At 63.6% G+C, this 6,408-nt stretch carries 6 protein-coding genes and 3 pseudogenes; 8 read left to right on the top strand and 1 reads right to left on the bottom strand.

Annotation, left to right across the window (positions count from 1 at the left end; genetic code table 11):
• Nucleotides 1-137 precede the first annotated feature (137 nt).
• Nucleotides 138-827, top strand: a complete 690-nt coding sequence (locus ACP7AP_RS14400) for a Fic family protein (RefSeq protein ID WP_426034920.1) — start codon at nucleotides 138-140, stop codon at nucleotides 825-827.
• 188 nt (nucleotides 828-1,015) lie between these two features.
• On the top strand, nucleotides 1,016-1,438 hold the full coding sequence (locus tag ACP7AP_RS14405) for an acyl-CoA transferase (protein WP_426034922.1): 423 nt from the start codon (nucleotides 1,016-1,018) through the stop codon (nucleotides 1,436-1,438).
• A 9-nt stretch (nucleotides 1,439-1,447) separates the two neighbouring features.
• Here ACP7AP_RS14405 and ACP7AP_RS14410 read toward each other — a convergent pair whose 3' ends face one another.
• Nucleotides 1,448-1,945, bottom strand: a complete 498-nt coding sequence (locus ACP7AP_RS14410) for a thermonuclease family protein (protein ID WP_426034924.1) — start codon at nucleotides 1,943-1,945, stop codon at nucleotides 1,448-1,450.
• Between ACP7AP_RS14410 and ACP7AP_RS14415 the strand changes: the two are divergent.
• The 6 genes and pseudogenes from ACP7AP_RS14415 to ACP7AP_RS14440 all read left to right on the top strand — a co-directional run.
• Nucleotides 1,944-2,225 (top strand): annotated as a pseudogene (locus ACP7AP_RS14415) (phage tail tube protein); the annotation flags it as partial. The gene ACP7AP_RS14410 and the pseudogene ACP7AP_RS14415 overlap by 2 nt on opposite strands.
• Before the next feature lie 339 nt (nucleotides 2,226-2,564).
• Nucleotides 2,565-3,212 (top strand): annotated as a pseudogene (locus ACP7AP_RS14420) (phage tail tube protein); the annotation flags it as partial.
• A complete protein-coding gene (locus ACP7AP_RS14425) occupies nucleotides 3,212-3,649 on the top strand; it encodes a hypothetical protein (RefSeq protein WP_426034926.1) in 438 nt (145 codons plus the stop codon). The pseudogene ACP7AP_RS14420 and the gene ACP7AP_RS14425, both read left to right, overlap by 1 nt.
• A gap of 29 nt (nucleotides 3,650-3,678) precedes the next feature.
• Nucleotides 3,679-3,876 (top strand): DUF7697 family protein, encoded by a 198-nt coding sequence (locus ACP7AP_RS14430; protein ID WP_426034928.1) that lies wholly within the window; start codon nucleotides 3,679-3,681, stop codon nucleotides 3,874-3,876.
• Nucleotides 3,869-6,322 (top strand): phage tail tape measure C-terminal domain-containing protein, encoded by a 2,454-nt coding sequence (locus ACP7AP_RS14435; protein WP_426034930.1) that lies wholly within the window; start codon nucleotides 3,869-3,871, stop codon nucleotides 6,320-6,322. Before ACP7AP_RS14430 ends, ACP7AP_RS14435 begins: the two co-directional genes overlap by 8 nt.
• Nucleotides 6,322-6,408, top strand: a pseudogene (locus tag ACP7AP_RS14440) (TIGR02217 family protein); the annotation flags it as partial. The gene ACP7AP_RS14435 and the pseudogene ACP7AP_RS14440, both read left to right, overlap by 1 nt.

Consider the following 6,408-nt stretch of genomic DNA (forward strand, 5'->3'; position numbering starts at 1 on the left):
TGACCGTCACGCGGACCAAGCGGCCATTCGCAGCGGGTGCAAAGTTTGGATCGCTGGTCTGGCTTCCCCGAGTTAGGCTGGGGCGAATCCAATCTGAATGCGCACGCCAAACCTGACCCGCGTTGGAGATACTCGGAATGACCTCGTCACCGCCGCCATGGCAGGCCCATAATGCAGCCGACTACGATTCCACGATGACGGCTCGATGCTCGTCGCTTCTGACTGAAATTATCGTCGATCCGGAGCGCCGACAGGCCATCCTTTCAGATCCGCGCGATCTCCATCGTGAGTTGTTCGCGTCTTTCGCGCCGCCAAACCACGGCGAGTATGCAGGCAGCTATCGCGGCACGCTTAAAACCTCGCTCACCAATCGAAGAATTTCCGCCGTCAGACAGATGGAGCCCGGTAGTGATTTCGAATTCTGCCTGCCGGCCGAAGTGCCCGCACGCGTGGATCGGCTAGTGCTTCAGACCAGGGGTTGTCTGGGAGACGCGAGCGCCGACGACTTTGGCAAGCTGATTGCGCTGACCTACACATTCTGCTGGTTCGGAAAAATCCATCCATTCCTCGACGGCAACGGGCATGTCCAGCGGGCGATCTTCGCTGCGATGGCGACTGAATTCGGCTACCCGCTCTCTGCACGTTTCGTCATTCATCCGCGGCCCTACGACCGGCTGCTGGCGACCGCCTTGGAAATTTTCACGTGCGCGCCCATCGGAAAAGAGAATGAGGAACTTGGATTGGTTGCCGAGTATCTCGCCTTTTTCCTGGACGGCCCGTTCAACGCTCCGCGCAAGCATGTCGGCACGGCAACGCCCTACGAATAGTCTTCTGGTCTTCGACTGCACCTTCGAAGAATTGCAGGCTGCAAAGCGGCGCGACCTCGCGCGCGAATGCAATTTCTGGAACGCCCATTGCTCTGCAACTCCATCGCCCGACCCTTCCTGCACGGATGATGATTTGGCGGAAAGAGCTGCTGTCGGCCGTTGGCCAAGCCATCAGATTTGGAAAACCAATGCCCACCAAACGCGAAACCATCCTCTCCGCCCTTCACGCGCGGCTGCAGACCCTTGCCGCCCCGGTACTGCGCGGGGACGTGCTGCCTGAGCGCATTCCGGCAACCGGCCTGATCAACCTGCGCGACGGCAAGCCGGGTGAACGGGAAGTCACGCTGTCGCCGCTGACTTATTTCTACGAGCACCGGGCGGAGCTGGAGGTGGTGGTCCAGGCCGGGAACGGGCGCGATGCGCTGTTCGATGTGCTGACTGCGGATATCGGCGTTGCGCTGGCCGCTGATCGCACCTTGGGTGGGCTTTGCGATTGGGTCGAGGCGGAAGCGCCGGAGCCGGTCGACCTCCCCATCGAAGGGGCGGCCACACTGAAGGCTGCGGTGATCACCGTCGTGCTGCATTACGCGACAAATGACCCGCTGGCCTGAAGCTTGCGTTCAACAGGTTCGGTAATAACCGCGGGAGTAGCGGCAGTATTCCGTGGCCACGCCCATGTAGATCATTTCTGCTGCAATGTCGCGTCCATCAGGCAAGAAACGCTGGGCAACCAGGCGGTGATAGCGATCAATATCGCGAACTTGGCAATCAAGCGTCGCGCCTGAGATCAAACTGCGCATGGCGCGTGTCGCTTCAGATCCACCTGCTTGCTTTCGCTCCGGAGCATCCAGACCCCAGACGCGGATTGCGGGGTCGAGCCCCGACAAATGGAACGTATCGCCGTCTGTGACGCGGCTTACCTTTCCCGAAACGGAACGGGTCTCGGCGGCAAGGGGCCCCGCAAGAACCACGCTCACGGCCATTAGGAAGACGGGCGCTATGCGTCGGCCGGAGCGAATTGAGGCGACAAGGAAATCTCTGATCATCATCAGACCTTTAGTCATCATGGCGGCATTGGCAACCAGCTGAAGTTCCACTTTTTTGCAGGAGAAAGACATGGCACGCGCACAAGGAGCGCGGGCGCAGATGGCGCTTGCGTTCGAGACCGTTTACGGCACCCCGCCGGCGTCTGGCTATACCCAGATGCCCTTCATCACCAGTTCGCTCGCGGCTGAGCAACCGCTGCTGGCATCCGAGCTTCTGGGCTATGGCCGCGATCCCCGTGCGCCCTTGCTGGATGCCATCACCACGGACGGCGATGTCGAGGTGCCGATTGATGCGGTGGGTTTCGGCTTCTGGTTGAAGGCGGCCTTCGGCGCACCCACCACCGCTGGCACGGTGGCCGCAACCGGGGCAATCACGTTTTCGACCCAACCTGCCGTCAACTCGACGCTGACGATCAACGGGACCGTATTTACCTTCGTGGCCTCGGGGGCTGTCGGCAACCAGGTCAATATCGGGGCCAACCTGGCGGCGACCATGACGGCTCTCGCAGTGGCGTTGAACGCCAGCGTCGTCACCGGCGTGGCGCTGGCAACTTACACCGGCACGGCCACTGCGCTGACCATGGTGCATGACACGCTTGGCAGCACCGGAAACAGTTTCACGCTGGCGACATCCGTTTCGCCCGCGTCCAACGGCACTGTGTCGGCTGCGACCCTGACCGGCGGGTTGAATGCCCACACTTTCCTATCCGGCAGTTGGACCCTGCCCAGCATGTCTATCGAAGTTGGCATGCCGGAGGTGCCGCGCTTTGCCATGTATTCTGGCTGCGTGCTGGATTCACTGTCATGGCAGATGGAACGCTCGGGCCTTCTCGGGGCCAAGGCTATGCTGGTGGCGCAGGGCGAAACCATTGCAGCCGCCACCGCCGCAGGCACGCCCGCTACCATCGCCTTGAAGCGGTTCGGCCATTTCAACGGATCCATCAAGCGCGATGGGGTGGCGCTGGGCAACATCGTCTCGGCCGATGTGACTTATGCCAACAATCTCGACCGGATCGAGACCATCCGTTCCGATGCGAAGATCGACGGCGCTGACCCGACCATCGCGGCGTTGACCGGCAAGATCGAGGTGCGTTTTGCTGACACCACGCTTCTGACCCAAGCGATCAACGGCACGGCAGCAGCACTGGAATTCTCCTATGCGCTGGCCAGCGGCGAAGGCCTTACCTTGACCGCTCACGCCGTTTACCTCCCGCGTCCCCGCATCGAAATCAAAGGCCCCAAAGGCGTCCAGGCATCCTTTGACTGGCAAGCCGCCTTGGCCACCAGCCCCGCACGCATGTGCACCATCGTCCTCGTCAACAACATCGCAGGTTACTGATGATCCGGATCCAACTTTCCCCCGAACCGCAATGGTTTGAGCTCGGCTACGGCGTGCGCCTGCAGCTTCTGCCGCTGACCACCGCGCTGATGGTCGCTACCCGCTCCGACCCTGCCGTGCAGGACCTGAACGCCGAGGCCAACAACGACAACCGGGCAGCCACCTTCGCTGCAGCGCTTGCCCGTCGCGCTATCGTCAATTGGGAAGGCGTCGGCGATGCAGATGGCGCGGTCATCGCGGTGACCCCGGAGGGGATCGACGCGCTGCTTTCGCTCTGGCCGATCTTCGAGGCGTTCAACCTCCTCTACGTCAGCCGCGGCATGTTGCTGGACGCGGAAAAAAACGGCTCTGCGCCCTCGCCGACTGGCACTTCGGCGGGGGCGACAGCTACTGCGCGGCCTGTGAAACGCAGTGTGCGGACTGCCCCGCGCGACTGAACCAGCCCCTGAGCCTTGACGGTTGGCAAGTGTGGGATCTGGTTGGCCGTCTGGGCGGCCAGATGCGGGTCGCAGGCAGGGCGATCATCGGTTGGGACATGAGTGCGGCCTTGGCGCTAGCCCGAGCGCTGGGCCTGAACCTGATGGTGGTGGCGGAACTGTTGCCGGACCTGGAGGCGGTGATGGTCCGCCGCATCAATGAGAAGATCGGGAATCCAGATGGCTGAGAAACGTGTATCCGTACGCCTCGCGGCAGTCGGCGGCAAGCAAGTGCGTGCCGAGTTGGAAGGTGTGGGCGACGCCGGGGTCAAGGGCTTCGGCCGCATGTCCAAGGAAGCTGAGATCGCCAACGCCAAACTGGCGGCATTTTCAACACGCGTGAAAATCGCCGCAGCTGTGGCTGTCGCGGCCGCCGCTGCTGCGGGCATCGCGATGATCCGTTCAGGGCTGGAAACCATCGACGCGCAGGCCAATCTGGCGCAATCGCTCGGCACCACCACCCGCAGCATCCAGGTGCTGACCTTTGCAGGCGACCTCGCCGGGGTGTCGATGGAGGAGATCGCAGCCGCCACCAAAAAGCTGACCCTGAAACTCTCCGATGCGGCGGGCGGCACCGGCACTGCGGTGGCGGCCTTGCAGCGGTTGCACCTGACGGCCACCGATCTGCAAGCGCTGCCGCTCGACGAACGCATTGTGGCCATCCAGGATGCCCTTGCGAAGTTCGTGCCGCCTGCCGAACGCGCGGCCGTGGCCTCGGCCTTGTTCGGCGACAAGGCCGCGCTGGCCTTCAGCCGGATCGACAGCGCCACCCTGCGCCAAGCCTCCCAAGACATCACGGACTTTGGCGTCGCGGTGTCGGATCAGGATGCCGATCAGATCCGAACCGCAGGTGATGCCATCGACCGGCTCGGACTGGTCTGGCTTGGGCTCACGAACCAGTTGACCGTCGCCGTAGCTCCTGCGCTGGAAACGGTGGCCAATGCGCTTGCGAACGCCACGCGCATTGGCGGCATCTTCCAGACCAGCATCGCTTTCCTCGGCGATCACATCGGCGAGATTGCCAGCATCGCAGGAGCCTTTGCCACCTTCTTTGCCGGGCGCTTCATCGTCGCGCTGGGCGCAGCGGCACTGGGCGTCAGCGGGTTTTCCCTCTCCCTCACCGTTCTGAAAGGCGCGCTGATCCGCACGGGCATCGGGGCCTTGATCGTAGGGGCCGGGGAACTGGTCTATCAGTTTTCCAAGCTCGTCCAGGGGGCTGGCGGATTTGGCGCGGCGCTCGGGCTCCTCTCCGATCACGCCAGTGAAGTCTGGGACCGGATCGGCCTTGGCGTCGATGCTGTTGTCGCCAGCCTCAGCGCCAGTTGGTCCGGGATCACCGCCATCGTGGCCGATGCCATGCAGGGCGCGTTGGTGGCCGTCGTAGGCTTCGGTAATTCCGCGACCGGCGTGTTTCAGGGGGCGTTTGATGCGGTCAAAGCGATATGGTCGGCTCTGCCCTCGGCCATCGGCGATTTCGCGTTCCAGGCGGCGAATGGTCTGATCGGCGGTGTCGAGGCGATGCTGAACGGTGTCGTCACCCGGATCAACACCTTCATTTCCGGCCTGAATGCAGCACTCGACATGCTGCCCGATTGGGCCACTGGCGAAGGCGGCATTCAGATTGGCACCCTCGATCCGGTCACTCTGGGCAGGGTCGACAATCCCTTCGCCGGGGCTGCCACCGCCGCCGGTGCCGCCGCTGCCGACGCATTCAAAGCGGCAATGGGCAAGACCTACCTGGAGACGCCCGACCTCGGTCTCGGCACGATGGCCAGCGATGCCCGCGACCGAGCTACCGCTTATTCCGAAGCCTCCGGCATGCTGACCGACGCCGCGACACGGCCTCTCGCCAGTTGGCAGGCCCTGCAATCGGCGATGACGGCGGCCGGAACAGACGGCGCTGCAGCCCTTGATGCCGCGACAGCGGCTGCTGAAGGCACGACGGATGCACTTGATAGTGCGGGTCGTGCCGCCGGTGGCGCTGGGGCTGCGGGGAAAGCGGCGGGCGATGCCACAGCAGCCGGGGCAGACGCCGCAAAATCCGGCTGGGGCGCCGTAACCGCTGCCCTGTCTGACTATGCCAGCAAGGCCCGCGACATCGGCGCCGACGTCGGCCAAGCGCTGGTCGGGGCCTTCCAGAGCGCGGAGGATGCGGTGGGCGAGTTCGTGAAGACCGGCAAGCTGAACTTCGGCGATCTCGTCACCTCCATCCTGGCCGATCTCGCCAAATTGGCGGTGCGGAAATCCGTGCTTGGCCCCATTGCCGACATGCTCTCCGGCGCGCTGGGCGGAATTGGCGGCATCTTCGCGCCCGTCCTGCATTCGGGCGGGATGGTCGGCAGCACAGTGTCCGGTCGCATGATTCCAGCGCTGGCCTTTGCGGGTGCATCCCGGATGCACTCGGGAGGATGGGCCGGTCTGCGCCCGGATGAAGTGCCCGCCATCCTGCAAAAGGGCGAACGCGTGTTGTCGCGCCGTGAATTGGCCGCGCAAGGCGGATCGCAACAGGGCAACGGCGGTCAGAATATCGCCGTGACCATCAACGCAAGGGATGCGGAGAGCTTCCGGCAATCGCGCGTGCAGGTCGCCAGCGACATCGCCCGCGCGGTGGCTTTCGGCCGGAGGGCTTTCTGATGGCGTTCGATGAAGTGCGGTTCCCTGATATGATCAGCCGGGGTGCGCGCGGCGGGCCGCAGCGGCGGACCCAGATCGTGACGATG

The sequence above is a fragment of the Cypionkella sp. TWP1-2-1b2 genome, from assembly GCF_049896245.1.
GTDB lineage: Bacteria > Pseudomonadota > Alphaproteobacteria > Rhodobacterales > Rhodobacteraceae > Cypionkella.